The following is a 4,328-nucleotide window of genomic DNA, read 5'->3' as shown; positions in this document are numbered from 1 at the left end:
CGCTGCGCGACGCGGACCGCCGGGCGCGGGGCGCCGTCGACGCAGGGGCAGGCGCCGCCGCCGTCGCAGCGGGGCTCGGGCTGCTCGCGACGGGCCTGGCCGTGCTCGCCGCCCTGGTCACGGGTGTGCCGGCCGTCGGCGACGGGCGGCTGGACCCCGTGCTGCTCGCGGTCGTGGTGCTCACGCCCCTCGCAGCCTTCGAGGCGACGTCGGTGCTCCCCCAGGCCGCCGTGCAGGTGCACCGCTCACGTGCCGCGGCGGCGCGCATCCTCGCGCTCGTCGACGCCGCGGATGCCGCGGACCCTGCGGACCCTGCAGGCATCGCGGCGCCGCCTGCCGTCGCACCCGGGCCGTCGCCCACCTCTGCGGCTCTCCTCGGCTCCCCCGCGGACGACGGGCCCACCCCGCACCTCGCCGCGCGCGGGCTCGTCGTGGGCTGGCCCGGTGGGCCGCCGCTCGTCTCCGGCCTCGACCTCGACCTGCGCCCCGGCCGGGTCGTCGCCGTCGTCGGCCCGAGCGGCACCGGCAAGACCACTCTCCTGCTCACGCTCGCGGGCCTGCTGCCGCCGCAGGGCGGCTCGTTGACGCTCGACACGGACCCGCGGCTGACGCCCGGCACCGCGGTCGCGCTCACGGCCGAGGACGCGCACGTCTTCGGCACGAGCGTCCTGGAGAACCTGCGTGTCGCACGCGGCGACGTGAGGGACGACGAGGCGCGCGACGCGCTCGAGCTGGCCGGGCTCGGTCCCTGGGTCGCGGGCCTGCCCGACGGTCTGGCGACCGTGCTGGGGCCTGACGGCCGCACGCTGTCGGGCGGCGAGCGGCGCCGCCTGCTGCTCGCCCGCGCGCTCGTCGCTCCCGCGCCGCTGCTCCTGCTCGACGAGCCGACCGAGCACCTCGACGTCACCGGCGCCGACGCGGTGCTGCGCACGCTGCGCGCGCAGGCCGACCGCGGCGTGCTCGTCGTCACGCACCGCCTGACGGGGCTCGAGGTCGTCGACGAGGTCCTGCGGCTCGCCGACGGTCACGTCGCGGCGCGCGGGACCCACGCGGACCTCCTGGCGCGTGACGCCGACTACCGTGAGGCCGTGTGGCACGAGACCGAGGACCGCGCATGAGCGACGACACCAGCGTCACCGACCTGATCGGGTCGGGTGACGACGGGCTGGTACCCGTGGCCGGCACCCCGTTCACCGGCGGTGTGATGTCCGACTCGCACGCGAACCCCGTCCCGCTGACCGGCGACGCGCTCACCGACCTGCTCGATGCGATCCTCGCCGTCGCCAGCGAGCTCGAGCTGCCGGCGGTGCTCAACCGCTTCGTGCAGGTCAGCGCCGAGCTCACGGGAGCGCGGTACGGCGCCATCAACGTGCTCGACGGCAACGGCACGTCGACGACGTTCGTCTACACCGGCATCCCCACCGCGGTCGCCCGCATGATGAAGCACGCCCCCCACGCGCGCGGCGTGCTCGGCCAGATCCCCGCGGTCGGCGCGCTGCGGCTCGACGACCTGCGCGAGCACCCCGCCTTCCAGGGCTGGCCCTCGAACCACCCGCCGATGGGCTCATTCCTCGGGGCGTCGGTGCGTGTCGGCGAGCACGTGTTCGGCCAGCTCTACCTCTCGGAGAAGCCCGGCGGCTTCACCGAGTCCGACGAGCAGACCGTGATCGCCCTCGCCGCCGCGACCGGCGTCGCGGTCGAGAACGCCCAGCTCTACGCCGAGTCCGCGCGCCGCGAGCACTGGCTGCGCGCCGGTCAGGAGATCACGACGATGCTGCTCGAGGGCATCGACGAGGAGGACGCGCTCGCGCACATCGCCGCGACCGCACGTGCCGTCGCCGGCGCCGACACCGCCGCGCTCGCGCTGCCCGGCGTGGGCGGGCGGCTGTTCATCGAGCTCGCCGACGGTCACAACGCCGAGGAGCTCGTCGGCGTCGCGATGCCCGAGCACGGGCGCGCGTGGACCGTGATGACCGAGGGCCACGGGCTGCTGACGCCGTCGCTGTCCGCGTCGCGCAACGTCAAGGTCGAGCAGATGCGCGCGTTCGGACCGGCGATGTTCGCACCGCTGCAGACCTCGGGCCGCGGCGTCGGCGTGCTCATCCTGCTGCGGCGCGTCGGGAGCCTGCCGTTCGAGGAGAGCGACCTCACCACGGCCGAGTCGTTCGCGGCGCAGGCCGCGCTCGCGTTCGTGCTCGCCGAGGCCCGGCACGCCCAGGACATCGCGGCGCTGCTCGACGAGCGCGAGAGGATCGCGCGCGACCTGCACGACATGGCGATCCAGCAGCTGTTCGCCACGGGCATGCAGCTCGAGACCGTCCGGCGACGCGCCGCACGCGGAGTCGAGGCCAGCGAGCTCACCTCGATCGTCGAGGAGGCCCTCGACAACGTGGACTCCTCGGTCCGGGAGATCCGCACGATCGTGCACGCGCTGCGTGACCCCGACGCCGCGACCGGCCTCGTCGAGCGACTGCGCCGCGAGGCCTCGCTGGCCCGCACCGGGCTGGGCTTCGCCCCGTCGCTCGTCGTGACCCTCGACGGCGCTCCCCTGTCCGACGACGGTCTCGACGAGGACCGGCTCGACGAGCGCGTCGGCCTCGCGCTCACCGACGACGTCGTGGCCGTCGTGCGCGAAGGACTGGCGAACGCCGCGCGGCACGCGCACGCACAGTCGGTGACCGTGCGCGTCGACGTGCGCGGCCAGGGGCCGCTCGGCTCGGTGCGCGTCGAGGTCGAGGACGACGGCGTCGGGCTGCCCGCCCAGCGGGACCGCCGCTCCGGGACCGGCAACCTCGCCTCACGCGCGCGTCAGCACGGCGGCACGTTCACGATCGGTGCCGCACCCGCCGGCCGCGGCACGCTCCTGAGCTGGCAGGTCGCGCTCGACTGAGCGTCAGTGCCCGGGCTCGGCCCGCCAGCTCGAGTGCTTGCGCGACGCGACCCACGCGGCCACCTGCGTGCGCCGCTGCAGGCCCATCTTCGCCAGCAGCGACGTGATGTGGTTCTTGACGGTCTTCTCCGCCACCCCGAGGCGCTCGGCGATCTCGCGGTTCGACAGGCCCTCGCCGATGAGGTCGAGCACGCGCAGCTCGCTGGGCGTGAGGTTCTCGGTCGGGTCGTCCTGACCCGCCCGACGGCGCGTGACCGTGCGCTCGTCGAGGAGCGTGCGGCCCGCGGCGACGCTGCGGATCACGTCGGTGATCTCGGCACCGCGCACGGACTTCAGCAGGTATGCGGCGGCGCCGGCCTCGAGCGCGGCGGCCAGTGCGTCGTCGTCGTCGAACGACGTCAGGACGATCGCCCGAGCGGCAGGGTGTGCCTCGCGCACCTGCTTCATGAGGTCGATCCCCGTCCCGTCGGGGAGCTGCAGGTCGACGAGCATCACCTGGGGGTGGACGAGCGTCGCACGACGCACACCGTCGGCCACGGATCCGGCCTCGGCGACGACGGTCATCCCCTCGGTCCGCTCGACGACCTCGGCGATCCCTCGTCGGACGACCTCGTGGTCGTCGACGATCATGACCGTGATAGGTCCCTGCTTCCCGGGGGCGGCATCAAGGTTCGGCACGGTGGCATCGTATCCAGGCATGAGGACGATCCTGTTGCCCACCACGCTCGACGAGCGTGTCGACCTGCCTGCGGGGTGGCGTTCGCTCCCGTACGACCCGGCCCTGCCGCTGCCGACCGAGGGTCAGGACGCCGAGGTCCTCGTCGTGTGGGGCAACCGCCGCGCCGCGCTCGCGGACGCCGCCGAGCGCCTCGGCGACCTGCGCTGGGTCGCGTGCCTCGCGGCCGGCACCGACGCGATCGACGACGCCGGGTTCGACCCCGGCGTGCTGGTGACCTCGGGGCGAGGGCTGCACGACGGCCCCGTGACCGAGCACGCCCTCGCGCTCGTGCTGGCGTGCGCGCGTCGCCTGCCGGACCTCGTGCGCGCCCAGGACGAGCGCCGCTGGGCGGGCGAGCTCGGCGGCGTCCAGCCGGTGCACGACACGCAGGTGCGCACGCTGGCCGGCGCGCACGTCGTCGTGTGGGGCTTCGGCTCGATCGCCGCGCGGCTCGCCCCGCTGCTCGTCGCACTCGGTGCGAGCGTCACCGGCGTCGCGACGAGCGCGGGCGAGCGGCACGGGTTCCCCGTCGTCACGCCCGACGAGCTGGGCACCGTCCTGCCGTCCGCGGACGTGCTGATCGGCATCCTGCCCGCGACCCCGCAGACGCGGCACGCGATCGGTGCGCCCGTGCTGGCTCAGCTCCCGCAGCGGGCGTTCGTCGTGAACGTCGGCCGGGGCAGCACGCTCGACGAGACCGCGCTGCTCGACGCGGTGCGC

General features: G+C 75.0%; 4 protein-coding genes. 3 read left to right on the top strand and 1 reads right to left on the bottom strand.

The window, feature by feature from the left end; all coding sequences use genetic code 11:
• A partial coding sequence (locus tag CWIS_RS11715) for an ATP-binding cassette domain-containing protein (protein ID WP_048343474.1) occupies positions 1-1,118 on the top strand: 1,118 nt, incomplete at its 5' end.
• Entirely contained in the window at positions 1,115-2,890 is a 1,776-nt protein-coding gene (locus CWIS_RS11710; RefSeq protein ID WP_048343473.1) for a GAF domain-containing sensor histidine kinase, read from the top strand. The genes CWIS_RS11715 and CWIS_RS11710, both read left to right, overlap by 4 nt.
• A 3-nt stretch (positions 2,891-2,893) precedes the next feature.
• On the opposite strand, the gene CWIS_RS11705 is transcribed toward CWIS_RS11710, so the two are convergent.
• The gene (locus tag CWIS_RS11705) at positions 2,894-3,520 is read right to left on the bottom strand and encodes a response regulator transcription factor (RefSeq protein ID WP_048343472.1); all 627 of its coding nucleotides are present in this window, start codon (positions 3,518-3,520) and stop codon (positions 2,894-2,896) included.
• Positions 3,521-3,587: 67 nt separating this feature from the next.
• Here CWIS_RS11705 and CWIS_RS11700 point away from each other — a divergent pair.
• Positions 3,588-4,328, top strand: a 741-nt coding sequence (locus CWIS_RS11700) for an NAD(P)-dependent oxidoreductase (RefSeq protein ID WP_048343471.1), incomplete at its 3' end; no start/stop codon positions are given.

The sequence above is a fragment of the Cellulomonas sp. A375-1 genome (genome assembly GCF_001040865.1).
GTDB lineage: Bacteria > Actinomycetota > Actinomycetes > Actinomycetales > Cellulomonadaceae > Cellulomonas > Cellulomonas gelida.
The sequence above is the reverse complement of the archived record's forward strand: the minus strand, read 5'-3'. Positions and strand labels throughout refer to the sequence as shown.

Bases quoted from the DNA above. Each gene is read 5' to 3' on its own strand.
- CWIS_RS11710 (WP_048343473.1), top strand. From the start codon at position 1,115: ATGAGCGACGACACCAGCGTCACCGACCTGATCGGGTCGGGTGACGAC.
- CWIS_RS11705 (WP_048343472.1), bottom strand. From the start codon at position 3,520: ATGATCGTCGACGACCACGAGGTCGTCCGACGAGGGATCGCCGAGGTC.